Source organism: Streptomyces sp. H27-D2 (assembly GCF_035828615.1).
In the GTDB taxonomy this organism is placed as follows: domain Bacteria; phylum Actinomycetota; class Actinomycetes; order Streptomycetales; family Streptomycetaceae; genus Streptomyces.
Map to the genome: position 1 here is coordinate 54,814 of NZ_JAYMZR010000017.1, position 25,001 is coordinate 79,814.

23 protein-coding genes are annotated in these 25,001 nt (G+C 70.6%); 5 read left to right on the top strand and 18 right to left on the bottom strand.

Features of this window, described 5'->3' with window-relative positions; all coding sequences use genetic code 11:
• Positions 1–60: 60 nt before the first annotated feature.
• The 4 genes from QMK28_RS09890 to QMK28_RS09905 form a co-directional block, all read right to left on the bottom strand.
• A complete protein-coding gene (locus tag QMK28_RS09890; RefSeq protein WP_326436674.1) occupies positions 61–1,506 on the bottom strand; it encodes a glyceraldehyde-3-phosphate dehydrogenase in 1,446 nt (481 codons plus the stop codon).
• 91 nt (positions 1,507–1,597) lie between these two features.
• Positions 1,598–1,996: a PIN domain-containing protein gene (locus QMK28_RS09895; RefSeq protein ID WP_326436675.1), complete on the bottom strand. Its 399-nt coding sequence runs from the start codon at positions 1,994–1,996 to the stop codon at positions 1,598–1,600.
• Between the two features lie 224 nt (positions 1,997–2,220).
• A complete protein-coding gene (locus QMK28_RS09900; RefSeq protein WP_326436676.1) occupies positions 2,221–3,585 on the bottom strand; it encodes a class I SAM-dependent RNA methyltransferase in 1,365 nt (454 codons plus the stop codon).
• Positions 3,586–3,793: 208 nt separating this feature from the next.
• On the bottom strand, positions 3,794–5,848 hold the full coding sequence (locus QMK28_RS09905; protein WP_326436677.1) for an APC family permease: 2,055 nt from the start codon (positions 5,846–5,848) through the stop codon (positions 3,794–3,796).
• Positions 5,849–6,040: 192 nt separating this feature from the next.
• Here QMK28_RS09905 and QMK28_RS09910 point away from each other — a divergent pair, with 192 nt between their 5' ends.
• From QMK28_RS09910 to QMK28_RS09920, 3 genes are all read left to right on the top strand, one after another.
• Entirely contained in the window at positions 6,041–7,603 is a 1,563-nt protein-coding gene (locus QMK28_RS09910) for an SDR family oxidoreductase (protein WP_326436678.1), read from the top strand.
• A gap of 240 nt (positions 7,604–7,843) precedes the next feature.
• A complete protein-coding gene (locus tag QMK28_RS09915; protein ID WP_326436679.1) occupies positions 7,844–8,512 on the top strand; it encodes a potassium channel family protein in 669 nt (222 codons plus the stop codon).
• Complete coding sequence (locus QMK28_RS09920; RefSeq protein WP_326436680.1) at positions 8,509–9,186, top strand: potassium channel family protein; 678 nt, start codon at positions 8,509–8,511, stop codon at positions 9,184–9,186. Before QMK28_RS09915 ends, QMK28_RS09920 begins: the two co-directional genes overlap by 4 nt.
• A 132-nt stretch (positions 9,187–9,318) precedes the next feature.
• On the opposite strand, the gene QMK28_RS09925 is transcribed toward QMK28_RS09920, so the two are convergent.
• The 4 genes from QMK28_RS09925 to QMK28_RS09940 all read right to left on the bottom strand — a co-directional run bounded on the left by QMK28_RS09925 (position 9,319) and on the right by QMK28_RS09940 (position 13,802).
• Positions 9,319–10,062 (bottom strand): DUF3159 domain-containing protein, encoded by a 744-nt coding sequence (locus QMK28_RS09925; protein WP_326436681.1) that lies wholly within the window; start codon positions 10,060–10,062, stop codon positions 9,319–9,321.
• A 3-nt stretch (positions 10,063–10,065) separates the two neighbouring features.
• Positions 10,066–10,467 carry an OB-fold nucleic acid binding domain-containing protein gene (locus QMK28_RS09930; RefSeq protein WP_326436682.1) on the bottom strand — a complete coding sequence of 134 codons (402 nt, stop codon included), beginning with the start codon at positions 10,465–10,467 and terminating at the stop codon, positions 10,066–10,068.
• Between the two features lie 34 nt (positions 10,468–10,501).
• Complete coding sequence (locus QMK28_RS09935) at positions 10,502–11,191, bottom strand: response regulator (RefSeq protein WP_326436683.1); 690 nt, start codon at positions 11,189–11,191, stop codon at positions 10,502–10,504.
• Positions 11,192–11,258: 67 nt separating this feature from the next.
• Positions 11,259–13,802, bottom strand: coding sequence for a sensor histidine kinase (locus QMK28_RS09940; RefSeq protein WP_326436684.1), 2,544 nt, complete (start codon positions 13,800–13,802; stop codon positions 11,259–11,261).
• 216 nt (positions 13,803–14,018) lie between these two features.
• Here QMK28_RS09940 and QMK28_RS09945 point away from each other — a divergent pair, with 216 nt between their 5' ends.
• Complete coding sequence (locus QMK28_RS09945) at positions 14,019–14,630, top strand: GNAT family N-acetyltransferase (protein ID WP_326436685.1); 612 nt, start codon at positions 14,019–14,021, stop codon at positions 14,628–14,630.
• Positions 14,631–14,736: 106 nt separating this feature from the next.
• Here QMK28_RS09945 and kdpC read toward each other — a convergent pair whose 3' ends face one another.
• The 7 genes from kdpC to QMK28_RS09980 all read right to left on the bottom strand — a co-directional run bounded on the left by kdpC (position 14,737) and on the right by QMK28_RS09980 (position 21,471).
• On the bottom strand, positions 14,737–15,369 hold the full coding sequence (gene kdpC, locus QMK28_RS09950) for a potassium-transporting ATPase subunit KdpC (protein ID WP_326436709.1): 633 nt from the start codon (positions 15,367–15,369) through the stop codon (positions 14,737–14,739).
• A 21-nt stretch (positions 15,370–15,390) separates the two neighbouring features.
• Positions 15,391–17,505, bottom strand: a complete 2,115-nt coding sequence (kdpB, locus tag QMK28_RS09955) for a potassium-transporting ATPase subunit KdpB (RefSeq protein WP_326436686.1) — start codon at positions 17,503–17,505, stop codon at positions 15,391–15,393.
• Positions 17,502–19,166 (bottom strand): potassium-transporting ATPase subunit KdpA, encoded by a 1,665-nt coding sequence (gene kdpA / locus QMK28_RS09960; protein ID WP_326436687.1) that lies wholly within the window; start codon positions 19,164–19,166, stop codon positions 17,502–17,504. The genes kdpB and kdpA overlap by 4 nt, the downstream gene beginning before the upstream one ends.
• Before the next feature lie 8 nt (positions 19,167–19,174).
• Positions 19,175–19,264 (bottom strand): K(+)-transporting ATPase subunit F, encoded by a 90-nt coding sequence (kdpF, locus tag QMK28_RS09965; protein WP_326436688.1) that lies wholly within the window; start codon positions 19,262–19,264, stop codon positions 19,175–19,177.
• Positions 19,265–19,593: 329 nt separating this feature from the next.
• On the bottom strand, positions 19,594–20,373 hold the full coding sequence (locus QMK28_RS09970; RefSeq protein WP_326436689.1) for a DUF3710 domain-containing protein: 780 nt from the start codon (positions 20,371–20,373) through the stop codon (positions 19,594–19,596).
• Position 20,374: 1 nt separating this feature from the next.
• Entirely contained in the window at positions 20,375–20,890 is a 516-nt protein-coding gene (gene dut, locus QMK28_RS09975; RefSeq protein ID WP_326436690.1) for a dUTP diphosphatase, read from the bottom strand.
• Entirely contained in the window at positions 20,887–21,471 is a 585-nt protein-coding gene (locus QMK28_RS09980) for a PaaI family thioesterase (RefSeq protein ID WP_326436691.1), read from the bottom strand. The genes dut and QMK28_RS09980 overlap by 4 nt, the downstream gene beginning before the upstream one ends.
• A gap of 58 nt (positions 21,472–21,529) precedes the next feature.
• On the opposite strand from QMK28_RS09980, the gene QMK28_RS09985 reads away from it, so the two are divergent.
• Positions 21,530–21,973: a DUF3093 domain-containing protein gene (locus tag QMK28_RS09985; RefSeq protein WP_326436692.1), complete on the top strand. Its 444-nt coding sequence runs from the start codon at positions 21,530–21,532 to the stop codon at positions 21,971–21,973.
• A gap of 82 nt (positions 21,974–22,055) precedes the next feature.
• Here the strand turns inward: QMK28_RS09985 and QMK28_RS09990 are convergent, their stop codons facing one another.
• The 3 genes from QMK28_RS09990 to QMK28_RS10000 form a co-directional block, all read right to left on the bottom strand.
• Positions 22,056–23,009: a hypothetical protein gene (locus tag QMK28_RS09990; protein ID WP_326436693.1), complete on the bottom strand. Its 954-nt coding sequence runs from the start codon at positions 23,007–23,009 to the stop codon at positions 22,056–22,058.
• Between the two features lie 14 nt (positions 23,010–23,023).
• On the bottom strand, positions 23,024–23,326 hold the full coding sequence (locus QMK28_RS09995; protein WP_326436694.1) for a DUF4193 domain-containing protein: 303 nt from the start codon (positions 23,324–23,326) through the stop codon (positions 23,024–23,026).
• A gap of 420 nt (positions 23,327–23,746) precedes the next feature.
• On the bottom strand, positions 23,747–24,997 hold the full coding sequence (locus tag QMK28_RS10000) for a sensor histidine kinase (protein ID WP_326436695.1): 1,251 nt from the start codon (positions 24,995–24,997) through the stop codon (positions 23,747–23,749).
• Positions 24,998–25,001: the final 4 nt, after the last annotated feature.

The following is a 25,001-nucleotide window of genomic DNA, read 5'->3' on the forward strand; positions in this document are numbered from 1 at the left end:
ATCCCGGAGTCGGTCGCCGGAGTGGCGTTCCCAACCAGGCCGTCGGACAGTCCACCCGGATCAGACCACCGCGGCCGGGTAGGTCGGGTACTCCACCCCGGAGACGTGCTGGACGACGCGGATGACCTGGCAGGAGTAGCCGAACTCGTTGTCGTACCACAGGTAGAGGATCGCGTTGTCGCCCTCGACCTTGGTAGCGCCGGCGTCGACGATCGAGGCGTGGCGCGAGCCGACGAAGTCGCTGGAGACCGCGTCGGGGGCGCTGATGAAGTCGATCTGGCGCTTGAGCGGCGAGGCCAGCGACACGTCGCGCAGGTAGTCGAGGACCTCCTCGCGGGTGGTCTCGCGGGCGAGACGCAGGCTGAGGATCGCGATCGAGACGTTCGGCACCGGGACGCGGATCGAACTCCCGGTGATCGTTGCCTTGAGGTCGGGCAGCGCCTTGGCGACGGCGGAGGCGGCACCGGTCTCGGTGATGACCATGTTGAGCGGCGCCGAGCGGCCGCGGCGGTCGCCCTCGTGGTAGTTGTCCAGCAGGTTCTGGTCGTTGGTGAACGAGTGAATGGTCTCCACGTGGCCGCGCAGGACGCCGTACTCGTCCGCCATCGCCTTCAGCGGCGGGACGATCGCGTTGGTGGTGCAGGACGCGCAGGACAGGATCTGCTCGTCCGGCTTGATCATGTCGTGGTTGACGCCATGGACGACGTTGGGGACGTCGCCCTTGCCCGGCGCGGTCAGGACGACCTTGGCGATGCCGGGGCGGAGGTGCTTCGACAGGCCCTCGCGGTCACGCCACTTGCCGGTGTTGTCGATGAGGATGGCGTCCTTGACGCCGTAGGCCGTGTAGTCCACCGACGTCGGGTCGTCGGAGTAGATCACCCTGATCTCGTTGCCGTTGGCGATGATCGTGCTGTTCGCCTCGTCGACGGTGATCGTGCCCTGGAACTGGCCGTGGATGGAGTCACGGCGCAGCAGCGAGGCGCGCTTGACGATGTCCTGGCCGGCGCCCTTGCGAACGACGATGGCGCGCAGCCGCAGGCCGTTGCCGGAGCCGGCCTTCTCGATGAGCAGGCGGGCGATCAGGCGACCGATACGGCCGAATCCGTAGAGGACGACGTCGCGCGGCTCGCGGCGCTCGATCTTGTTGGCCCCCGTGGCGCCGGCGACGACCTCGGCGGTGAACTCCTCCACCGAGAGACCCCGGTCATCGGTCTTGTACGTCGCGGCGAGCATGCCGATGTCGATCTGGGAAGGGCCGAGATCGAGCGTGGTGAGAGCCCGCAGGAACGGCAGCGTCTCGGTGACCGAGAGTTCCGCACCGGCGATCTGCCGGGCGAATCGGTGGGTCTTGAGGATGCTGACCACCGACTTGTTCACCAAGGAGCGGCTGTGCAGCAGGACCGTGACGTCCCGCTCCCGGTGCAGCTTCCCGATGATCGGGATCATCGACTCCGCGATTTCCTCGCGGTTCTTCCAGTTGGTGAACGAGTCCTCGTTGCGAGTCACAGGTTTATCTTTCGAGCTAGGCGGTGCTCATATGCTAACCCCTCGCCACTTTGATCATTCAAACGGTGCCGCCGGAGCGGGATGCCGCGCATCAGACCTTCTCGGCCACCACCCGAGGATGCTCGGCGGTGAGCATCCCGACGTCCCCCACGTCGGAGGTCAGGATGGTCACCCGACCCTGCTGCGCCAGAGCAGTCGCACACGACATGGCGTCGATGGCGTACTTGTGACCGTGCAGCCCCGCGCCCCGCAGCAGAGCGGCAGCGGACTGGGCGAGAGCCTGGGTGACCGGCTCCACGCGCAGGCGGGACAGGGTCCACTTCAGCGCGGCGTCATTGATCCTCGGGTGGATCACCTCGACCGGCACCGCGGCCGACGTCACCACCGGGAGGCCCGCGTCGCGAGCCGCCGTCAGCCACTCGTGAACCTCTCGATCGCGCCGTACGGCCTTCGCCAGCCCCTCGCTGTCCAGGACCAGAGCGCCGCTCACGTTGCAGCGCCACGGCAGCGACCGGCAAGCGCAGATCATCGCCAACGGCCCGCATACCCATCTCCGACGCAAACCGCCTGTCGGCCGAGCTTCACAGCTCGGCCGACAGGCGGTTTCGCACTGTCCAACTACCCATCGATGAGCGTCAAACGAGCGTCAAATCAACGCCGCGATATCGCCCTCAGCACCCATAGGGCACATCACGCACACCGGAAACCCGCAGGTCAGGCCCCGACCTCGGCCTGGACCGGCTCCAGAGCCTCGACCTTCGTCGGCTCCAGAATCGCCACGCACTCCACGTGATGCGTCATCGGGAAGAGGTCGAACGCCCGCAGCCGGCGCAGCGAGTAGCCCGCCTCGCTGAAGTACTTGAGGTCGCGCGCCAGCGCCGCCGGGTCGCAGGCGACGTAGGCGATGCGCCGTGCGCCCAGGGCCGCGAGGCGGACGACGGTCTGCTTGCCGGCGCCCGCGCGCGGCGGGTCCAGGACGATCAGGTCCGCTTCGGTGATCTTCGTGCGGGGCAGGACGGTCTCGACCTTGCCGTGCTCGACGCGCACCCGCGCGAGGTCTTCGAGGTTGTGCCGGGCGTCCTCGACGGCTCGCTTGTTCGACTCGATGCCGAGCACCGCGCCGGTGTCGCCGACCCGCTCGGCGAGCGCGCCCGCGAACAGGCCGACGCCGCAGTAGAGGTCGAGGGCCATCTCGCCCTTGCGCGGCATCAGGCCCTGCATCACGACCTGGACCAGCAGGTCAGGGGCCTGCGGGTGAACCTGCCAGAAGCCGCCGGAGCCGATCCGCCAGGTGCGGCCCGCGGCGCGCTCGCGGACGAAGCCGCGGCCGTGCACGCGGTGCGTGCCGCCGTCCTTCTCGTCGATGCGCAGCACCGAGACCGGCTTGTCCAGCTCGATGATCGGCAGCCGGCCGCCCGCCACCGGCTCGACGATGACCTGCCGGTCGTTGGAGCCGGAGGAGGCGATGGCCTCGATGCCCGCGATGTCCGGCCATTCACGGCCTTCGATGCCCAGCTCGGTGACGCCGGGGGCGGCGATCAGGCACTTGTCGACCCGCTCGATGTCGTGCGAGCGGTGCCGGCGCAGGCCCGCGTGGCCCTCGGCGTCGACCGCGTACTGGACGCGCGTGCGCCAGGCCGGGACCTCGCCCTTGGGGAGCTTGTCGCCGGGGGCGGGCTCGACGGTGCCGTCCCAGCGTGCCTCTTCCGGGGTGAGCCCGGCCAGCCGGCTGAGCTGCTCGGTGATGACGTCGACCTTGAGGCGGCGCTGCACGCCGGGGGTGACGTGCTGCCAGTCGCAGCCGCCGCACTTGCCGGGGCCGGAGAACGGGCAGGGCGCCTCGACCCGGTCCGGGGATGCCTGCAGGACGCGTACGGCGTCGGCGCGCAGGAAGCGGGAGTCCTCGTCACCGTCGGTGATCCGGGCCACGATCCGCTCGCCGGGCAGCGTATGGCGTACGAACAGCACCCGGCCCTCGGACGTGCGGGCGACGCAGTGCCCGCCGTGCGCGACGGAGCCGACCTCGACCTCGTACTCCTCGCCGACCAGGGATGCTGCCTTGGGGGGTTCTGTCTGCACGGTGGGCGAGCTCCTGAGGGTGTGGGGGTACGGCGGGACGACAACCATTCAGTGTACGGCCCGCCGCAGCAGCCCATGACTTCTTGTTGTTCGGCCGTGTCTCGGACGCGTCTCGGCCGTGTCTCGTCGCTCGGCCGCCGCCGGTGGCTGGCCGCTTCTTTCCGGTCGGCCACCGGCGGCTACCGCTGGTGTGCGGCTCTGTGTGCAGCTACTTCTTGCTGTTCGACGCCTTGTCCCGCTTCGGCAGCGTGACCGGCCCGCGGCGCACCGCGCCGGGCGCGTTCCAGTCCGCGCGCCTGCGCGCCCGCTTCTTCGCCGCCTCGGAGGAGTCGAGCTGCCAGGGCACCGAGGTGACCATCACGCCGGGCGTGAACAGCAGCCGGCCCTTGAGCCGCAGCGCGCTCTGGTTGTGCAGCAGGTGCTCGTACCAGTGACCGACGACATATTCCGGGATGTAGACGCTGACCACGTCGCGCGGGCTCTCCCGGCGCAGTCCCTTGACGTATTCGATGATCGGCCGGGTGATCTCGCGATAGGGCGAGTCGAGGACCTTGAGCGGAACGTCGACGCCGCGCCGCTCCCAGTCCTCCTTCAACGCCTTCGTCTCGGCCGGGTCGACGCTGATGCTGAGCGCCTCCAGCGTGTCGGAGCGCATCAGCTTGGCGTAGGACAGCGCCCGCAGCGTCGGCTTGTGCACCTTCGAGACCAGGACGATCGAGTGCACCCGGGACGGGCGTACGACGTCGTCGCTCGGATCGTCCTCGGCGGCGATCTCGTCGGCGACGCGGTCGTAGTGCCGCCGGATCGCGGTCATCGTCGCGTAGAAGATGACCATGCCGAGCAGGGCGACCCAGGCGCCGTGGGTGAACTTGGTGAGCAGGACGACGACCAGCACCAGACCGGTGAAGAAGGCGCCGAAGGTGTTGATCGCCCGGGAGCGGTGCATCCGGCGCCGCTTGACCGGGTCCCGCTCGCTGCGCAGGTGGCGGTTCCAGTGCCGCACCATGCCGGTCTGGCTCAGCGTGAACGACACGAAGACGCCGACGATGTAGAGCTGGATCAGCCGGGTGGAGTCGGCGTCGTAGATCACGACGAGTATCGCGGCGGCCCCGGCGAGCAGCACGATGCCGTTGGAGAACGCGAGCCGGTCGCCGCGGGTGTGCAGCTGGCGCGGCAGGTAGCGGTCCTGGGCGAGGATCGAGCCGAGCAGCGGGAAGCCGTTGTACGCGGTGTTGGCGGCCAGGAAGAGGACCAGCGCGGTGGCCGCGGCGAGGACTATGAACAGGAACGAGCCGTCGCCGAAGACCGCGGCCGCGACCTGTGAGATGACCGGGTCCTGGGTGTAGCCCGCGCCGACCGCCACGCCCTTGTGCAGCAGGTCCTTCGCCGGGTTCTCGGCCATCTTGACGTCGGTCGCCATGGCCAGGCCGATGATGCCGCAGAACATGACGACGGCCAGGCCGCCCATCAGGGCGAGCGTGCTGGCGGCGTTCTTGCTCTTCGGCTTGCGGAAGGCGGGCACGCCGTTGCTGATCGCCTCGACGCCGGTGAGCGCCGCGCAGCCGGAGGAGAAGGCGCGCAGCAGCAGGAAGACCAGCGCCAGACCGGCCAGGCCGCCCCGCTCCGCGTGGATGGTGTAGTCGGATGTGGGGGCGTGCATGCTCTCGCCGAGCACCAGACCGCGGAAGGCGCCCCAGAGGATCAGCAGGAACACGCCCGCGACGAAGACATAGGTCGGGATGGCGAAGAGCTTTCCGGACTCCCGGACACCGCGCAGGTTCATCAGGGTCAGCAGCACGATCACGCCGACCGCCACGCTCGTCTTGTGCTCGACGACGAACGGGATCGCGGAGCCGAGGTTCTCGACGCCGGAGGAGATCGACACGGCCACTGTGAGGACGTAGTCCACGAGCAGCGCGCTGGCGACGGTGAGTCCCGCCTTGGGGCCGAGGTTGGTGGTAGCGACCTCGTAGTCGCCGCCGCCGCTCGGATAGGCGTGCACGTTCTGCCGGTAGGAGGCCACGACCGTGAACATCAGCACCACGACCGCGACCGCGATCCATGGGCTGAAGTGATAGGCCGAGACCCCTGCCACGGAGAGCACGAGGAGCACCTCGCCCGGCGCGTACGCCACGGACGAGAGCGGGTCGGATGCGAAGACGGGGAGCGCGATGCGTTTGGGGAGGAGTGTTTCCCCCAGCTTGTCGCTGTGCAGCGCGCGGCCGATCAGGATCCGTTTCGGCACGTCGGTCAGTTTGGACACGCAGAGGATCGTAAGCGTTCCATATGACCAGCGCTCACCCGCCACCCGTGGTCATCCGGAAAACGCCCGCCGGCGGAGCCCGCGGTTGCGGTGTCCGGCGGTGGACACAAACTGGACGGGACGGGAATCACCGCCCGTGCCCCGCCTGTTCACCCCCGCGTTCCGCCACCCGCCCCGACCCGGGAGACCGCCATGACATCCGGCACCTCACCCCTGCGCTGCCTGGTCACCGGAGCCACCGGCTACATCGGCGGCAGGCTCGTCCCGGAACTGATCGAGGCCGGGCACTCGGTGCGCGCTCTGGCCCGCTCACCGGAGAAGCTGCGCGACCATCCCTGGGCCGATCGGGCCGAGACGGTCCGCGGCGATGTGACCGACGCGGACTCCGTACGGGCCGCCATGGACGGCGTCGATGTCGCGTACTACCTGGTGCACGCGCTGGGCACCGGCTCCGGGTTCGAGGAGACCGACCGCCGCGCGGCCCGGATCTTCGGGGAGCAGGCGCGCGCCGCCGGCGTCCGCCGGATCGTCTACCTGGGCGGACTGACCCCGGCCGGCGTACCGGAGCGCGAGCTGTCGCCGCATCTGCGCTCGCGCGCCGAGGTGGGCCGGCTGCTGCTCGGCTCCGGGGTGCCGACCGCGGTGCTGCGGGCCGCCGTGATCATCGGGTCGGGCTCGGCCTCGTTCGAGATGCTGCGCTATCTCACCGAGCGGCTGCCACTGATGGTGACCCCCAGTTGGGTGCGCACCCGGATGCAGCCCACGGCCGTCCGCGACGTGCTGCGCACCCTGGTGGGCTGCGCCGGGCTGCCCCCGGACGTGAACCGGGCCTTCGACCTCGGCGGCCCCGACGTGCTCAGCTACCGGGACATGATGCAGCGGTACGCGGCGGTCGCCGCGCTGCCCAGGCGGATCATCCTGCCGGTGCCGGTGCTCACCCCCCGGCTGTCCAGCCACTGGGTCGGGCTGGTCACCCCGGTGCCCCACTCGATCGCCCGGCCGCTCGCCGAGTCGCTGCGGCACGAGGTGGTCTGCGCCGAGCACGACATCGCGCGCTACGTACCGGACCCGCCCGGCGGTCTGCTGGGCATCGACCGGGCGCTGGAGCTGGCCCTGCAGCGCATCCGGGAGGCGGACGTGGCGACCCGCTGGTCCTCGGCGGCCGTGCCCGGAGCACCGAGCGACCCGCTGCCCACCGACCCGGACTGGGCGGGTGGCAGCCTCTACACCGACCGCCGCCAGCGGGCCGTCGACGCTTCGCCCGAGGCACTGTGGCGGGTGGTGGAGGGGATCGGCGGCGAGAACGGCTGGTACTCCTTCCCACTCGCCTGGGCCGTCCGCGGCTGGCTGGACCGGCTGGTCGGCGGCGTGGGCCTGCGCCGCGGCCGGCGGGACGCGGCGCGGCTGCGGGTCGGCGACTCCCTCGACTTCTGGCGGGTGGAGGAGATCGAACCCGGCCGGCTGCTGCGGCTGCGGGCGGAGATGCGGCTGCCGGGGCTCGCCTGGCTGGAGCTGACCGTCGAGCGGGACGGCGCGGGGCGCAGCCGCTACCGGCAGCGCGCGCTGTTCCACCCGCACGGGCTGGCGGGGCACGCCTACTGGTGGAGCGTCTCGCCGTTCCACGCCGTGGTGTTCGGCGGCATGGCCCGGCGGATCGCGGAGGCGGCCGGAGCGGAGGCGGGCGAAACGGGGGCGCGCGAAGCGCAGGCGGCCGAAACGGAGGCGGACGAAACGGGGCCGCGCGCCGAGGGGTAGCGGGGCACGCCGAGCCGCCTGGGGGCGCGCCCGGCGCCCCCTGGGGCGCGCGACCTGCGGCGGGTTCGGTGCTGCGGCTACGGTTGCCCCCGATGCCCGCGCAGGCAACACTCATGGTGCCGCGTAGCCTCGAATCCGGGGCCTGGCGCCCCGATGGAGCCCCGTAGCGATCGAAGGATGTTGAGAGCAGGATGTTTGTGCAGGTCATGGCGCTAGCGGAGAGTGCGGGGTAAGGGCGCGATGCACATCGTCATCATGGGCTGCGGGCGCGTCGGTTCGGCCCTCGCACAGACCCTGGAACAGCAGGGCCACACGGTCGCCGTCGTCGACCAGGACCCGACGGCCTTCCGCCGGCTCGGCTCCGGATTCGGCGGTCGCCGGGTGACCGGCGTCGGCTTCGACCAGGACACCCTGCGCGAAGCGGGTATCGAGGAAGCCGGCGCCTTCGCCGCGGTGAGCAGCGGCGACAACTCCAACATCATCGCGGCCCGGGTGGCCCGCGAGATGTTCGGCGTCGAGAACGTGGCCGCCAGGATCTACGACCCGCGGCGCGCCGAGGTCTACCAGCGGCTGGGCATCCCGACCGTGGCCACCGTCCGCTGGACGGCCGACCAGATGCTGCGGCGGCTGCTGCCGTCCGGCGCCGAGCCGCTGTGGCGTGACCCGAGTGGCGGTGTCCAGCTCGCCGAGGTCCACACCTCCCCCGCGTGGGTGGGCCACAAGGTGAGCAGGATCCAGGAGGAGACCGGCGTACGGGTCGCGTTCCTGACCCGACTGGGCGAGGCGATGCTGCCGACCTCCCAGACCGTGCTGCAAGAGGGTGACCTGGTGCACGTGATGATGCGCACCGACGAACTGCAACAGGTCGAGGCGGCCTGCGCCAAGGGCCCCGAGGAGACGCGCTCATGAGAGTCGCCATCGCCGGAGCCGGCGCGGTGGGTCGTTCCATCGCGGCGGAGCTGCTGGAGAACGGGCACGAGGTGCTGCTGATCGACAAGGCGCCGACCGCCATCTCGGTGGAGCGGGTGCCGCAGGCCGAGTGGCTGCTCGCCGACGCCTGCGAGATCACCTCGCTGGACGAGGCCGCGCTGCAACGCTGCAACGTCGTCATCGCGGCGACCGGGGACGACAAGGTCAACCTCGTCGTCTCGCTGCTCGCGAAGACCGAGTACGGAGTGCCGCGGGTCGTCGCCCGCGTCAACAACCCCAAGAACGAATGGCTGTTCAACGAGGCCTGGGGCGTCGATGTCGCGGTGTCCACCCCGCGGCTGATGTCGGCCCTGGTCGAGGAGGCGGTGAGCGTCGGCGACCTGGTGCGGCTGCTGCGCTTCAGCCACGGAGACGCCAACCTCGTAGAGCTGACGCTGCCCCCCGAGGCGGCGCTGGCCGGCACCCGGGTCGGCGATGTGGACTGGCCCGAGGACACCTCGCTGGTCACGATCATCCGCGGCACGCGGGTGCTCACGCCGAGCAAGGACGACGTCCTGGAGGCCGGGGACGAGCTGCTGTTCGTCGCTGCGCAGGCGCGGGAGGAACAGCTGGAGGACCTGCTTTCGGTACGCCGGGAGGACGTTACCGGCTAGCGCCGGAGGGGCCTTCACGCGTCCTTACGGCCACGCTGTCCCCAATCTCCCCCAGACTTCGTCCGGGAGGTGCCCCCAACGGGCTAAATTCAGCCCTCCCCCAGGCGATTGAGGACACCCGTCCACCGGGGCTCAGGTTTTCTTCCGCCGGCGCTCCGTCTCCTCCTCCGCCTCCATCTCCGCGAACACGTCGATCGGCGGCGGAGCCTTCGCGAGGAAGACCCAGGTGAGGTAGACGCAGAGCAGGAACGGCGGGATCTTCAGGGCCACCAGCACCCAGCCGAGCTGAGCGGTGTCCGCCCACCAGTACAGCGGGAAGAGGATCGCGCACTTGGCGAGCAGGATCAGCCCCCAGGCCCAACTGGCCTTGGCGTACGCCTTCTTGCGTCCGGGGTTCCTGGTGCGCCAGGAGAGGTTCTCCTTGAACACCGGGCCGAGCATCAGCCCGATCAGCGGGACGCCCGCGAGCGTGGTGCCGATGTAGGCGGCTGCGAGGCCGAGGGTGTAGATCATGCCCGGCAGGTAGAAGTCCTTGGCGTTGCCGGTCATCATCGCGAAGACGACGCCGAAGGCGACCCCGAAGACGCCGCCGAAGGCGTGCTTGACGGTGGCCCTGGAGATCAGCCGTACGGCGACGAGCAGCAAGGAGACCGCCAGGGCCGCGATGGCCGAGAGGTGGAGGTCCTTGTTGAGCGTGAAGATGGTGACGAACAACAGGCCGGGGAGAACAGTCTCCACCATGCCCCGTACTCCGCCGAAGGCGGCGAACAGGGCGGCCTCGGTGACGGCTTTCGCTTCGCGCTGAGCGTCATGGTCCGGGTCGCTGTTCGCGGCGCTGTCCTGATCGGTGGCGGTCGGTTTGTCGAGAGACGTCACCGGCTACTCCTGTCCGAGTGGTCGGAGTTCGTACTTGGGATTGAAGAGAACCCGGCGGCCGTGGCTCATGGAGACCCGGCCCGAGGCGATGAGCATGCGGCCCGGTTCTATGCCGACGATCGAACGCCGGCCCAGCCACACCACATCGAGTGGCGCGGAGCCGTCGAAAAGCTCCGCCTCCAGCGCGGGCACGCCGGCCCGGGGGCGCAGCGTGACGGTGCGGAGTGTGCCGGTGACCGTGACGACCTGCCGGTCGGCGCAGTCGCAGATCCGGGTGCACCCCGCCGCCTGGGCGTCCTGCTGCAGTTCTGCGGCCTGCAGGTCCTCCTGCGAGGTCGACAGCCGGTCGATCATCCGGCGGAAGCGGCCGCCGGTCGGCTTCTCGGAACGGGGTACGGCACTCATACCGGCAAGCGTACCGGCGCGGTGTCCCGAGGGATCACAGCTCGAACCGGTATCCCATGCCGGGCTCGGTCACGAAGTGCCGGGGATGCGAGGGATCGGCCTCCAGCTTGCGGCGCAGCTGCGCCATGTAGACCCGCAGATAGTTGGTCTCGGTGCCGTAGGACGGCCCCCAGACCTCCTTGAGCAGCTGCTTCTGACTGACGAGACGACCCGTATTGCGGACCAGCACTTCGAGCAGGTGCCACTCGGTCGGAGTCAGCCGGACGTCGCGCCCCTCGCGGTTGACCCTCTTCGCCGCCAGGTCGACGGTGAAGCCCTGGGTCGCGATGAGCGCGTCGTCGCCCGCGCTGCCCGCGCCGGCGGGCTCGGCCCTGCGGACGGCGGCGCGCAGCCGGGCCAGCAGTTCGTCCATGCCGAAGGGCTTGGTCACGTAGTCGTCGGCGCCGGCGTCGAGCGCCTCGACCTTCTCGTCGGAGGTCTGGCGGGCGGAGAGCACCAGGATCGGCACCCGGGTCCAGCCGCGCAGGCCGCGGATCACGTCCACGCCGTCCATGTCCGGCAGACCGAGGTCCAGCAGGATCACGTCGGGGTGGCGGGCGGCGGCCAGCCGCAGGGCGGTGGCGCCGTCCGGGGCCGCGTCCACCTCGTACTTGCGTGCCTTCAGGTTGATCACGAGGGCGCGTACGATCTGCGGCTCGTCGTCCACCACGAGCACCCGGTTCATCACCCGGCCTGCCTTTCCTCTGGTCGTGCGGTTCGAGCGGTTCGAGCGGTTCTGGTCAGGGGTGGGTTCATGTGGTGGCCCGGTCGGGCAGTTCCGCGCGGACCGGCGGGCGGCCCGCCGCCGCCCTGAGGCTGAGCACCATGGTCATGCCGCCGCCGGGGGTGTCCTCGGCGGTGAGCGTGCCGCCCATCGCCTCGGCGAAGCCGCGGGCGACCGCGAGGCCGAGCCCGACGCCGGCGCCGCGCGGGGCGTCGCCGTAGCGCTGGAAGGGCGCGAAGATACGGTCCTTCGCGGTGTCCGGGACGCCGGGGCCGCGGTCCACGACGCGCAGCTCGACGCGCTCGCCCAGCGCGCTCGCGGCGGCCAGCACCGGGGCGCCCTCGGGGCTGTACTTGACCGCGTTCTCGACCAGGTTGGCTACGGCGCGCTCCAGCAGCCCGGGGTCCACAGCGACCATCGGCAGCGTCTCGGGGATGTCCAGCGTGACGCTGTCCTCGGGGACCCCGCCGAGCGCCATCGGGACCACCTCGTCGAGGTCGATCTCGCGGATCAGCGGGGTGACGGTGCCGGTCTGCAGCCGGGACATGTCGAGCAGGTTGCCGACCAGGTGGTCGAGCCGGTCCGCGCCGTCCTCGATGCCCGCGAGCAGCTCGGCCTCGTCCTCCTCGGACCACGCGACGTCGTCCGAGCGCAGCGAGCTGACCGAGGCCTTGATGCTCGCGAGCGGGGTGCGCAGGTCGTGGCTGACGGCGGCCAGCAGGGCGGTGCGGATGCGGTTGCCCTCGGCCAGCTCCTGGGCCCGTTCGGCCTCGCCGACCAGCCGCTGCCGGTCCAGTACGACGGCGGCCTGGGCGGCGAAGGCGGCCAGCACCCGGCGGTCCTCGGCGGGCAGCACCCGGCCGGACAGGGCGAGCGCCAGGTGGTCGCCGACGGGCATGTCCACGTCGGCTTCGTCGGGGCGCAGCAGCGACCGGGGGCCGACGCTGCCCGCGCAGGTCCACGGGTCGACGTCGCTCTCCCGCTCCAGCAGCGCCACCGACTCCATGGCGAAGGTCTCCCTGACCCGCTCCAGCAGCGCGTCGAGGGTGGTCTCGCCGCGCAGCACGCTGCCCGCGAGGAAGGAGAGGATCTCGGACTCGGCGCGCAGCCGGGCGGCCTGGTGGGTGCGTCTGGCCGCGAGGTCCACGACGGAGGCGACCGAGACGGCGACCGCGAAGAAGACCGCGATGGCGACGATGTTCTCGGGGTCGCTGACGGTCAGGGTGTGGGTGGGCGGCGTGAAGTAGTAGTTGAGCAGCAGCGAGCCGACGGCCGCCGAGGCGAGGGCCGGCAGCAGACCGCCGAGCAGCGCCGCCAGGACGGTCAGGAAGAGGAACAGCAGGACGTCGTTGGCGAGCCCCGGGCCGGGGTCGAGGCCGGTCAGCAGCAGCGAGAGCAGCACCGGGCCCGCGACCCCGGTCAGCCAGCCCCCGATGATCCGGGAGCGGCCGAGCCGCGCGCCGCGGGCGACGGGCAGCCCGCGGCCCTTCGCGGCCTCCTCGTGGGTGACGATGTGCACGTCGAGGTCGGGTCCCGAGTCGCGGGCGACGGTCTGGCCGACGCCGGGGCCCAGGATGTACTGCCAGGTCTTGCGGCGGCTGGAGCCGAGCACGATCTGGGTGGCGTTGACGCCGCGCGCGAAGTCGAGCAGCGAGTCGGGGATGTCCTCGCCGATGACATGGTGGAAGGTGCCGCCCAGGTCCTCGACGAGCGTGCGCTGTACGGCCAGTTCCTTGGGCGAGGCGGAGGTCAGCCCGTCGCTGCGGGCGATGTAGACGGCGAGGATCTCGCTGCCGGAGCCCTTGGCCGCCATCCGGGAGGCGCGGCGGATGAGCGTACGGCCCTCGGGGCCGCCGGTGAGGCCGACGACGATGCGCTCGCGGGCCTGCCAGGTGGAGCGGATGCTGTGGTCGCTGCGGTACTGCTGGAGGTATTCGTCGACCCGGTCGGCGGTCCAGAGCAGCGCCAGTTCGCGCAGGGCCGTGAGGTTGCCGGGCCGGAAGTAGTTGGACAGCGCCGCGTCGACCTTGTCGGAGGCGTATATGTTGCCGTGCGCCATCCGGCGGCGCAGCGCCTGTGGCGACATGTCGACCAGCTCGATCTGGTCGGCGCGCCGGACGACTTCGTCGGGGACGGTCTCGCGCTGCCGTACGCCGGTTATCGACTCGACGACGTCGCCGAGTGATTCGAGGTGCTGGATGTTGACGGTCGAGACGACGTCGATGCCCGCTTTCAGCAGTTCCTCGACGTCCTGCCAGCGCTTGGCGTTGCGCGAGCCGGGGATGTTGGTGTGCGCGAGCTCGTCCACGAGGGCGACGGCGGGCCGGCGCTCCAGGACCGCGTCCACGTCCATCTCGGTGAAGACGCCGCCGCGGTAGTCGAGCTCGCGGCGGTGGATCTGTTCGAGGCCGTGCAGCATCACCTCGGTGCGCGGCCGGCCGTGGTGCTCCACGAAGGCGACGACGGCGTCGGTGCCGCGCTCGACGCGGCGGTGCGCCTCCGAGAGCATCGCGTACGTCTTGCCGACGCCCGGCGCCGCGCCGAGGTAGATCCGAAGCTTCCCGCGTCCCATGACCCCAAGTTTCCGTCGCGGAGCACCCTCGCGCTCCGTGGATCCGTACGCGAATCGCGAATGCACTCCACGTACGCACTGACGACCTTACGGCCAGCGAATAGGGCGAATGGGACAGGAGGCGGGGTCAGGACGCGTCTTGACGCGGCCCTGACGCCCCCGCCCCAGCACAAAACCCGTACCGGCCCGACGCCCGGGCCGCGCACCATGGGCCGTATGACCGACGTACGCACCCCGCACACGCTCCATACCGCGCACACCGCCGACCTGGCCCCCGCCGAGCTGGAAGCGATCAGAGCGCTGCTGACCGCCGCTTTCGAAGGGGACTTCGACGAGGCCGACTGGGATCACACCGTGGGCGGCGTGCACGCCGTGCTGCGCGAGGGCGGCGAGCTGATCGGGCACGGCTCGGTGGTGCAGCGGCGGCTGCTGCACGGCGGGCGGGCGCTGCGCACCGGCTATGTGGAGGGCGTGGCGGTACGGGCCGACCGGCGCGGCCGGGGGCATGGCGCGGCGGTGATGGACGCGCTGGAGCGGGTGCTGCGCGGGGCGTACGAGCTGGGCGCGCTGTCCGCGTCACAGGGCGCGGCGGAGTTCTACGCGGCGCGCGGCTGGCAGCGCTGGCGGGGTCCGACGTCGGTGCTCGCCCCGGACGGCCTGCGGCGCACCGAGGAGGACGACGGGAGCACGTTCGTGCTGCCGGCGGGGGGCGCGTCCGGTGCCGCGTACGCCGGGGTGGCCGCCGGTGCGCTGGTGACCTCGTCCGGAGTGCCGCTGGATCCGGCCGGCGCTCTGGTCTGTGACTGGCGGGACGGGGATGTGTGGTGACGCGCGGCTGAGCCCTGATCCGCTTCCGGGCGGAAGCGGATCAGGGCGACTCGCCGATTTCCGGGCGGCAGCCGGGCCGGGACGGCCCGGCGCGCTTCCGGTCAGCTCACTTCAGCTCCCCGAGCGCCGCGTTGAGCCGCAGCACGTTGACGCGCGGCTCGCCCATGAAGCCGGCGAGGCGACCCTCGGTGTGCTGCGAGACCAGCTTGGCGACCAGGCCCTTGTCGAGGCCGTTGGCCTCGGCGACCCGGGCGGCCTGGAGGCGTGCGTAGGCCGGCGAGATGTCCGGGTCGATGCCGGAGGCGGAGGCGGTGACGGCGTCCACCGGGACCTTGGCCGGGGTCACCTCGTTGAACTTCGCGACCTGCGCGCGGCGCTCCCGCACCGCCTTGAGCAGGTCCTTGTCGTCCGCCGAGAGGTTGGACGCGCCGGAGATGACGATGCCCAGCTTGTCGTCGAAGCCGGCCGCGGAGGGCCGCGGCTGGAACCACTTGGGGTCCGGCAGCGGGAGCCCCGCCTTGTCCTTCTTGGCGAGGTCGTAGGTCTGCCCGTAGAGCTCGGAGCCGACGACCTTGTCGCCCTGCTTGACCTCGGAGCCGTTGGCCTTGCCGCTGAAGGCCGCCTGGGCGATTCCGGTGACGAGCAGCGGATAGATCACGCCGCAGACGACGGTCAGCACAAGCAGCGCGCGGAGCCCTGCCCCGATCAACCGGGCGGTGTTGCGTACGGAGTTGTTCATGGTGATCAGCACGCTCCTGATTCAGTGCAGCCCGGGGATGAGGGAGATGGCCAGGTCAATGATCTTGATGCCGATGAACGGCGCGATGAGCCCGCCCAGCCCGTAGACGCCGAGGTTGCGGCGCAGCATCCGGTCGGCGCTCATCGGCCGGTAGCGCACGCCCTTGAGGGCCAGCGGCACCAGCACGAGGATGATCAGCGCGTTGAAGATGACGGCCGACAGGATCGCCGACTGCGGTGAGGACAGATCCATGATGTTGAGCTTGTCGAGGCCCGGGTAGGCCACCGTGAACATCGCCGGGATGATCGCGAAGTACTTCGCGACGTCGTTGGCGATGGAGAAGGTGGTCAGCGCGCCGCGGGTGATCAGGAGCTGCTTGCCGATCCCGACGATCTCGATCAGCTTGGTCGGGTCCGAGTCCAGGTCGACCATGTTCCCGGCCTCCTTGGCGGCCGAGGTGCCGGTGTTCATGGCCACCCCGACGTCCGCCTGGGCCAGCGCGGGGGCGTCGTTGGTGCCGTCGCCGGTCATCGCGACGAGCTTGCCGCCGGCCTGCTCGCGCTTGATGAGGGCCATCTTGTCCTCGGGGGTGGCCTCCGCGAGGAAGTCGTCGACCCCCGCCTCCTCGGCTATCGCCTTGGCGGTCAGCGGGTTGTCACCCGTGATCATGACGGTCTTGATGCCCATCCGGCGCAGTTCGTCGAACCGCTCCCGCATGCCGTCCTTGACGACGTCCTTGAGGTGGATGACGCCCAGAATCCGCGCGCCGGCGGCGTCCTCGACCGCGACCAGCAGCGGGGTGCCGCCCGCCCCGGAGATGTCGCTCACGGCCCGGTCGGCGTCGGCCGGCACGGCGCCGCCGCGCTCCGAGACCCAGCTGACGACGGCCGCCGCCGCGCCCTTGCGGACCTTGGCCGGGAGCCCGTCGGGCGTCGTCAGATCCACGCCCGACATCCGGGTCTGCGCGGTGAAGGCGATGAACTCGGCGTGCTCCAATTCGCCTTCTTCGCGGGCCCGCAGGCTGTAGCGCTCCTTGGCGAGTACGACGATCGAGCGGCCCTCGGGCGTCTCGTCGGCCAGCGAGGACAGCTGCGCGGCGTCCGCCAGCTCCTCCTCGCCCGCCCCGGCCACCGGTACGAACTCGGCCGCCTGCCGGTTGCCCAGCGTGATGGTGCCGGTCTTGTCCAGCAGCAGCGTGGACACGTCTCCCGCGGCTTCCACCGCGCGGCCGGACATCGCCAGCACATTGCGCTGCACGAGCCGGTCCATGCCGGCGATGCCGATCGCGGAGAGCAGCGCGCCGATGGTGGTCGGGATGAGGCAGACGAGCAGCGCGGCCAGCACGATCATCGGCTGCGGGGCCCCGGCGTAGATCGCGAAGGGCTGCAGGGTGACGACGGCGAGCAGGAAGACGATGGTGAGCGAGGCGAGCAGGATGTTGAGCGCGATCTCGTTCGGGGTCTTCTGCCGGGCGGCGCCCTCGACCAGGGCGATCATGCGGTCGATGAAGGTCTCGCCGGGCCGTGTCGTGATCTTGATGACGACGCGGTCGGACAGCACCTTCGTACCGCCGGTCACCGCGGACCGGTCGCCGCCGGACTCGCGGATCACCGGCGCGGACTCGCCGGTGATGGCGGACTCGTCGACGGAGGCGACGCCCTCGACGACGTCCCCGTCGCCCGGGATGACGTCACCCGCCTCGCAGACCACCAGGTCGCCGACGCACAGCTCGGCGCCGGGCACCCGCTCCTCGGCGGAGCCGTTCAGCCGCCGCGCGACGGTGTCGGTCTTGGCCTTGCGCAGACTGTCGGCCTGGGCCTTGCCGCGGCCCTCGGCGACCGCCTCCGCGAGGTTGGCGAAGACGACGGTCAGCCAGAGCCAGCCGGTGATCGCCCAGCCGAACCAGTCCCCCGGGTCCTTGACCGCCAGGACGGTGGTGCCCACCGAGCCGATCTCGACCACGAACATCACCGGGGACTTGACCATCACCCGCGGGTGCAGCTTCTTGAGCGCCTCCGGCAGCACCTTGAGCAGCTGGGCCGGGTCGAAGAGGCCGCCGGAGACCCGGCCCGCGCTCTCCTGCTCCGGCGGGCGCTCGTCGCGCGCCGCTGGGCGTAGGGGGGTGGTAGTGCTCATGAGGAGAGTCCCTCCGCCATCGGGCCGAGCGCCAGCGACGGGAAGTAGGTCAGGCCGGTGATGATGAGGATCGCGCCGACCAGCAGTCCGGCGAAGAGCGGCTTCTCGGTACGCAGGGTGCCCGCGGTCTCGGGCACCGGTTTCTGCTGGGCCAGCGAGCCGGCCAGGGCGAGTACGAACACCATCGGCAGGAACCGGCCGAGCAGCATCGCGAGCCCGATCGTGGTGTTGTACCACTGAGTGTTCGCCGCGAGCCCGCCGAACGCGGAGCCGTTGTTGTTGGCGCCCGAGGTGAAGGCGTAGAGCACTTCGGAGAAGCCGTGCGCGCCGGTGTTGGTCATCGAGTCCGGCGGGGTCGGCAGCGCCATCGACAGGGCGGTGAAGCCGAGCACCAGGGTCGGGGTGATGAGGATGTAGCAGGCCGCGAGCTTGATCTCGCGGGTGCCGATCTTCTTGCCCAGGTACTCCGGCGTACGCCCCACCATCAGGCCCGCGATGAACACCGCGATGATCGCCATGACGAGCATCCCGTAGAGCCCCGAGCCCACGCCGCCGGGCGCGATCTCGCCGAGCATCATCCCCAGCAGGGTGAGCCCGCCGCCGAAGCCGGTGAACGAGGAGTGGAAGGAGTCGACCGCGCCGGTCGAGGTGAGCGTGGTGCTGACCGCGAAGATCGAGGAGGAGGCGACCCCGAACCGGGTCTCCTTGCCCTCCATCGCGCCGCCCGCCGCCTGGAGCGCCTGGCCGCCGTGGTGGAACTCGGTCCACATCATCAGCGCCGTGAAGCCCAGCCAGATGACGCCCATCGCGCCGAGGATCGCGTAGCCCTGCTTGACGTTGCCGACGAGCTTGCCGAAGGTGCGGGTGATCGAGAACGGGATCAGCAGGATCAGGAAGATCTGGAAGAGGTTGCTGAACGCGTTCGGGTTCTCGAAGGGGTGCGCGGAGTTGGCGTTGAAGACGCCGCCGCCGTTGGTGCCCGTCAGCTTGATGACCTCTTGTGAGGCGACCGCGCCGCCGTTGAGCCGCTGCGTGCCGCCGGTGAGCGTGCCCACCTCGTGGATGCCGGCGAAGTTCTGGATCGCGCCGCAGGCCACCAGCACGATCGCGCCGATCACCGAGATCGGGATCAGGATGCGTACGGTGCCGCGCACCAGGTCGGCCCAGAAGTTGCCGAGGTCGCCGGTCCTGGAGCGTACGAAGCCCCGTACCAGCGCGACGGCGACCGCGATGCCGACGGCCGCCGACACGAAGTTCTGCACCGCGAGGCCGCCGGTCTGCACGACGTGGCCCATGGCCTGCTCGCCGGAGTAGGACTGCCAGTTGGTGTTGGACACGAACGACGCGGCGGTGTTGAACGCCTGGTCCGGGCTGATGCCGGAGAACCCGAGCGAGAGCGGCAGGCCGCCCTGGACCCGCTGGAGCAGGTAGAGGAAGAGCACGCCGGCCGCGGAGAAGGCCAGCACACCGCGCAGATACGCGGGCCAGCGCATCTCGGAGTCGGGGTTCGCGCCGACGCAGCGGTAGATCCAGCGCTCCACCCGCAGGTGTTTCTTGGAGCTGTACACGGCGGCCATGTAGTCGCCGAGCGGCCGGTACGCCAGGGCGAGTGCCGCGACCAGCGCGAGCACTTGGAGCACGCCGGAGAGTATGGGGCTCATGAGGTGGCTCAGAACCTCTCCGGGAAAACGAGGGCGAGGACCAGGTAGCCCAGCAGGGCGGCGGCTACGACGAGACCGACGATGTTTTCGACCGTCATAGCTTCGCCACCCCCTTGGCGATGAGAGCCACCAGCGCGAATACCGCGATCGTGGTGACGACGAAGGCCAGGTCGGCCATCGTGTGCTCCTAGCAGAGGTACGGATGTGTCTGACCTCTGGAGCAAACCTCGCCCAAGGCGGCTTAAGCGTTTCGTTGACGCCTCCCATACGGCCCGCGCCGCCGCCTTGACGACTTCCTTACGCGCACCCCGGCCGATTCCTTACCCGCACCCCACCCGACCAGCGAAAACGCCGGTGGGCCGGACCCCTCGAACGGGGTACGGCCCACCGGCGCACGCGCTGCGGACCTTTGCGGCCGCAGTCTGGTTCAGCGGATCTCGGTGATCTCCGGACCACGGGTCAGCCGGTCGACGCCGCCCGCGAACCGCGAGCCCTCGGCCTCTTCCTGCTGGACGCCTTCCGGCACCATCTGGGCGTCCTCCGGCAGCTTGAGCACGATCGGGTCGCGCGGCGCCATCGGGGAGTCGCCGCGGACGACGACCGCGTCCTTGAAGATCTGCTCCAGCAGCCCCGCGGCCTCGGGCTGCACCGCGCCCTGGCCGGAGATGACGCCGCGCAGGAACCAGCGCGGTCCGTCGACGCCGACGAAGCGCACGACCTGCACACCGCTCTTGCCGTCCGGCAGCGTGACGGGCACCTGGGCGCGCAGCTCCCAGCCGAGCGGGCCCTCGACCTCGTCGACGACACCGCCCTGCTGGGTGATGCCGGTCGCGATCTCGTCACGCACCTCGCCCCAGATGCCTTCCTTGCGGGGCGCGGCGAACGCCTGGAGCTGCACGGCGCTGTCGCGCAGCACGACGGTCGCGGCGACGATCGCGTCACCCGCGACCTCCACCCGCAGCTCCATGCCCTCGACCCCGGGCACGTACATGCCGCCCAGGTCCACCCGGCCCTCGCCGGGGTTCTTGACCTCGGTGGAGTCCCACGGGCCGTCGGGCCGCGCGGCAGGCGGCAGGTTCACCCGGCGCTGCTCGGTGTCCGCCGCCGAGTCCTTGGCGGCCTCGTCCGAGTCCACACCGTCGGCGAGCAGCTCATCCTTGCCCTCCGCGTCCTCGGGGGCACCGCTCTTCTTGCGACGACCGAACACGTCACTGTCCTTCCCGGTCGGCAACGACCGAAGTGAGTTCATTTCCCCCGACGGGTCCGTCCAGCGAGGCATGGCCTCCGGTGGATCCGTGGCGCCCCTGGCCCCTCGCGGAGCCGGGCAGCTCAGTCACCTCGTGGAAGCGCACCTTCTCGACCTGCTGGACGACCAGTTGGGCAATCCGGTCGAATCGCTCGAACCGGACGGTCTCCCGGGGGTCGAGGTTGACCACGATCACCTTGATCTCTCCACGGTACCCGGCGTCGACCGTTCCGGGGGTATTCACGATGGAGACCCCGCACCGGGCAGCGAGGCCCGAACGCGGGTGCACGAAGGCCGCGTACCCGTCGGGGAGCGCGATGGACACCCCGGTGGGCAGCACGGTCCGCTCCCCCGGCGCGAGTTCGGCGGCCTCGGTGGTCATCAGGTCCGCGCCCGCGTCGCCGGGGTGCCCGTAGGCGGGCAGCGGCACCTCCGGGTCCAGGCGGCGGATCAGCACGTCGACGGGAGCTCTGCTCACGGGTTCACCTCGAAGGCGCGCTTGGCCCTGTCGCGGTCCGGGTCGGCCAGTGCCGCGCTGATGTCCTCGGGGCGGCCGTTCTCGATGAAGTGGTCGACCTTCACCTCGATGAAGACGGCTTGCGCGCGCACCGCGACGGGTCCGTCGGGAGCGCCGATCCGGCCGACCGCGCTGCCGTAGATCTTGCGTCCGTGCACGGCGGTGACCTCCGCGTCGAGGTGCAGCACGGTGTCCACCGGCACCGGCCGCAGGAAGTCGGTCTCCAGCCGCCCGGTCACCGCGATCACCCGCAGCAGCCAGCTCAGCGCGCCGAGCGTCTCGTCGAGCGCCGTCGCCAGCACGCCGCCGTGGGCGAGGCCGGGGGCGCCCTGATGGGCCGGTTTGACGGTGAACTCGGCGGTGACGCTCACCCCCTCGCCGGCCCGCGACGCGAGATGCAGTCCGTGCGCCTGGCCCTCACCGCAGCCGAAACACTGGTCGTAGTGCGCGCCGAGAAGTTCTCCGGGCGCGGGGGCGTCGGGGTGCCGCACCGGCGGCTTGGCGTCCGCCGGAGGCGTCAGCGATGTAGTTCGTCCACTCACGCCGGAGACCCTACCCGCGCGGGTAGCCACCGGTCGCTGCCGTGCCATGGTGGAGACCATGCAGCCCTACGAAGAACGCCTCACCGCGCCGCGCTCCTGGTGGCTCATCGCCCTGCTCGCCGGAGTCGCGGTGGCGCTCATGCTGCTGCCCTTCGGGCCGCTGGCGCTGCTCGGCGGACTGGCCGGCGGCACGGTGCTGGCCGGCGCGGGCGTGAGCTCGTACGGCTCGGTGCGCATCCGGGTGGTGGCGGGCTCGCTGGTCGCTGGAGAGGCCCGCGTCCCCCTGGAGGCGCTCGGGGACGCCGACGCGCTGGACGCCACGGAGGCGGTCGCCTGGCGCAGCTACAAGGCTGATCCTCGGGCCTTCATGCTACTGCGCAGCTACATCCCGACCGCCGTACGGGTGAAAGTGGTGGATCCGGCGGACCCGACGCCGTACCTGTACCTGTCGACGCGCGACCCGAAGGCGCTGATCGCGGCGCTCTCGGCCGTGCGGGCCTGAGGCTCCCGACCGTGCGGGGCTGACGCTCCCGGCCGTGCGGGCTGATGCTCCCGGCCGTGTCGGCCCGGTGTCCGGCGGGCGCTCAGTCCCCGATCTCCCCGGGCTTCGTCCCGAAGTGCTTGCCGGACTTGTGTTCGGACTTCTTCCCGGTCTTCTTCTCGATCTCGGCGGCCCCGGCGTCGGCCCGCTCCACAGTGATGTCGAGCGCGTCCCAGGGGACCTGGCGGGCGCGCAAGTCTTTACGGACCTTTTCCGCGATCCGCTTGGTGTCCCTGCGGTTCATCGCCGCGCCGACCGCCGCGCCGACCATGAACGGCGTCAGCATCGGCAGGTTGCGGAACGTGCGCTTGAGGATCTGCTGCCGCAGCTCGCGCTTCATCTGTCCGCCGAGCGCGGCGTTGACGCTGGCCGGCTTGGTCACCTGGATGCCGCGCTCGTCGGCCCACGCGCCCAGATACGCGGCGGCGCGCTGCCGGACGGTGCCGGGCGCGCGGATGCCGTAGACCTCGTGCAGTTCGGCGATGAGTTTGAACTCGATGGAGGCCACGCCCACGATCTCGGCGGCCATCTCGGCCGGCATGGCGGGCGGTACGGGCAGCATCGCGGCGGCGCCGATGCCCGCTCCGACGGTCGCGCTGCTCTTGGAGGCGCCGGCGACCAGCTTGTCGGCGATCTGTTCCGGGCCGAGGCCCGGGAACTGCCCCCGCAGTGTCGCGAGGTCGCGGACCGGGATGCGCGGGGCGTTCTCCATGATCCGGTCGGCGACAGCGCCGAGTCCCGCTCGCGCGCCCGCGCCGCCTTTTCTGGCCCCTCTGCCGAGCGCGGCCGCGAGCGAGGCCGTACGGCCTCGCTCGACGTTCGCTTCGATCCGCGCCGGAGAGACGGTCGCAGGTCCTTGCGTCTCGTCCGTCGCGTGTCGTTTCCCCGACAGGGCGGCGAGGTCGGCGGGCGCCTCAGTAGGTGAGTGTGCGCCGTCCGCCCGGCCTGTGCCGCCCTTGCGGTTCTTCTTTCCCCGGAACGGTGCCGAGCCTGTCACGGCCGACCCGTGCCTCAGGCCGCGCAGTCGCGGCAGATCGGCTGCCCGAGCTTGTTCTCTGCGGCCAGCTGGCTGCGGTGGTGCACCAGGAAGCAGCTCATGCAGGTGAATTCGTCGTCCTGGCGGGGCAGCACCCGGACGGACAGCTCCTCGTTGGAGAGGTCCGCTCCGGGCAGTTCCAGGCCTTCTGAGGCCTCGAACTCGTCAACGTCGACCGTCGACGTGGACTTGTCGTTCCGACGCGCCTTGAGCTCTTCGAGGCTGTCCTCGTTGAGATCGTCGTCGGTCTTGCGTGGGGTGTCGTAATCCGTGGCCATGTCGCTCTCCCCCTCGTGGGTGTGTGCGGTGTCTCCAGCGCGTAACGCGTGAGAGGCCGGACTTGTGCCCGACCTGAGGCGGAGATTTTGCCTCACATCAAGGTCTGTTACTCAATCGACACCCAACCGCACCCCCGAAAGGTGATCGGCTTGGATGGCGATCGGGACCATACACGGTCCGAATGTCGCACTTCACGCGCACCATCACGTGTACTTCCCGTGATCAAGGCTCACGGAAACCCGGATCTTCCCGGCTTTTCGGCGAGTTTGGCCGTTACGGAGAGTTGATGGCCTGAAATTTGCCCTAGTGATCGATCACACAGGGGTGAAGCGTGCACGGACCACAAAAATTCCGCCCAAAGCGAACAGGTCGAGCGTCGTGACCAAGCTGTATCCGGCATACCCGTTATGTACGGCATCTCAGACCGGGAGGGCCACCCGCATCACCAGCCCACCGCCCTCACGCGGCTCGGCGGTGATCCGGCCGCCGTGAGCGCGCGCGACAGAGCGCGCGATCGACAGCCCGAGCCCGACACCCTTGTCGCTGCCCGTTCGCTCGGTACGGAGCCTGCGGAAGGGCTCGAAGAGGTTGTCCACCTCGTACGCCGGGACCACCGGACCGGTGTTCGCGACCACCAGCAGCGCCTGGCCGGACTGCGCCGCCGTGGTGACCTCCACCCAGCCGTCCTCCGGGACGTTGTAGCGCACCGCGTTCTGCACCAGATTCAGCGCGATCCGCTCCAGCAGCACGCCATTGCCCTGCACATAGGCGGGCTGCCGCACCCCCCGCAGCTCCACGCCCTTACTCTGCGCCTCCGCCCGCGCCTGGTCCATCGCCTGCGAGGCGACCTCGGCCAAGTCCACCGGCTTGCGCTCGACGATCTGGTTCTCGCTGCGGGCCAACAGCAGCAGGCCCTCGACGAGCTGCTCGCTGCGCTCATTGGTGGCCAGCAGCGTCTTGCCCAGCTGCGCCAGCTCCGGCGACGCCTGCGGGTCCGCCATCTGCACTTCCAGCAGCGTCCGGTTGATCGCCAGCGGGGTGCGCAGCTCGTGCGAGGCGTTGGCCACGAACCGCTGCTGCGAGGTGAAGGCCCGGTCGAGCCGCTCCAGCATCTCGTCGAAGGTGTCGGCGAGCTCCTTGAACTCGTCGTCGGGACCGCCCAGTTCGATCCGCCGGGACAGGTCGGAGCCCGCCACCTGGCGGGCCGTACGGGTGATCCGCCCCAGCGGCGAGAGCACCCGGCCGGCCATCGCGTAGCCGAAGGCGAACGCGACCACGCTCAGCCCGAGCAGGGCGAGCAGCGAACGCCGCAGCAGCGACTCCAACGCGACCCGGCGCTGGTCCTGCATGCACTGGGCGAGCCCCTGCATGAACTCGTTGCTCTTGCTGCTGCCGCTCAGATCGGGACAGATGTCGCTGGTGAACTGCACCTGCGCGTTGAGGATCCGGAACGGCAGCTCATTGCCCTTGTGCAGGGCGTCCGCCGCCAGCAGATAGATGATCGTCAGCAGCACCATGCCGGCCATCAGGAACATCCCGCCGTACAGCAGGGTGAGCCGTATCCGGATGGTCGGCCGCAGCCAGGGCAGCGACTCGACGGGGCGGGGGTCCCAGGTGGGCTTGGGCGGGGTGGGCCGCGGCGGGGCGGCCGACGTCGGGGACGAGGCCATGGGC

Excerpts from the sequence above, each read along its gene's own strand:
- QMK28_RS09910 (WP_326436678.1), top strand. The coding sequence starts at position 6,041 with ATGACATCCGGCACCTCACCCCTGCGCTGCCTGGTCACCGGAGCCACC.
- QMK28_RS09915 (WP_326436679.1), top strand. The coding sequence starts at position 7,844 with ATGCACATCGTCATCATGGGCTGCGGGCGCGTCGGTTCGGCCCTCGCA.
- QMK28_RS09920 (WP_326436680.1), top strand. The coding sequence starts at position 8,509 with ATGAGAGTCGCCATCGCCGGAGCCGGCGCGGTGGGTCGTTCCATCGCG.
- QMK28_RS09930 (WP_326436682.1), bottom strand. The coding sequence starts at position 10,467 with ATGAGTGCCGTACCCCGTTCCGAGAAGCCGACCGGCGGCCGCTTCCGC.
- QMK28_RS09935 (WP_326436683.1), bottom strand. The coding sequence starts at position 11,191 with ATGAACCGGGTGCTCGTGGTGGACGACGAGCCGCAGATCGTACGCGCC.
- QMK28_RS09940 (WP_326436684.1), bottom strand. The coding sequence starts at position 13,802 with ATGGGACGCGGGAAGCTTCGGATCTACCTCGGCGCGGCGCCGGGCGTC.
- QMK28_RS09945 (WP_326436685.1), top strand. The coding sequence starts at position 14,019 with ATGACCGACGTACGCACCCCGCACACGCTCCATACCGCGCACACCGCC.
- kdpC (WP_326436709.1), bottom strand. The coding sequence starts at position 15,369 with ATGAACAACTCCGTACGCAACACCGCCCGGTTGATCGGGGCAGGGCTC.
- kdpB (WP_326436686.1), bottom strand. The coding sequence starts at position 17,505 with ATGAGCACTACCACCCCCCTACGCCCAGCGGCGCGCGACGAGCGCCCG.
- kdpA (WP_326436687.1), bottom strand. The coding sequence starts at position 19,166 with ATGAGCCCCATACTCTCCGGCGTGCTCCAAGTGCTCGCGCTGGTCGCG.
- kdpF (WP_326436688.1), bottom strand. The coding sequence starts at position 19,264 with ATGACGGTCGAAAACATCGTCGGTCTCGTCGTAGCCGCCGCCCTGCTG.
- QMK28_RS09985 (WP_326436692.1), top strand. The coding sequence starts at position 21,530 with ATGCAGCCCTACGAAGAACGCCTCACCGCGCCGCGCTCCTGGTGGCTC.
- QMK28_RS09995 (WP_326436694.1), bottom strand. The coding sequence starts at position 23,326 with ATGGCCACGGATTACGACACCCCACGCAAGACCGACGACGATCTCAAC.
- QMK28_RS10000 (WP_326436695.1), bottom strand. The coding sequence starts at position 24,997 with ATGGCCTCGTCCCCGACGTCGGCCGCCCCGCCGCGGCCCACCCCGCCC.